1 protein-coding gene is annotated in these 243 nt (G+C 35.0%); it reads left to right on the forward strand.

Annotation, left to right across the window (positions count from 1 at the left end; genetic code table 11):
• Window positions 1–243 (forward strand): protein rep (locus AWV70_RS22675; protein WP_160327738.1); only part of this gene is annotated, 243 nt, incomplete at both ends.

Raw genomic sequence — 243 nt, forward strand, 5'->3', positions numbered from 1 at the left:
CTAAATACTCCGTTAAATCTGATGATTATTTAACAGATGACGAGGAACGGAATTTGCAAATCGTTAAGGATTTGGAAGAGGGTTTGTTCCGTAAACGACTGATTTCATACGGTGGATTGTTGAAGGAAATACACAAAGAATTAAATTTAGATGATGAAGAAGATGGCGATTTGGTAAAAGTGAATGAAGAAAATGATGATGAAAAAGAAGATGAAGGCTTTACAGTCACAGCAATGTGGAACT

Origin of the sequence: Sporosarcina koreensis (assembly GCF_001531445.1) — a bacterium.
GTDB lineage: Bacteria > Bacillota > Bacilli > Bacillales_A > Planococcaceae > Sporosarcina > Sporosarcina koreensis_C.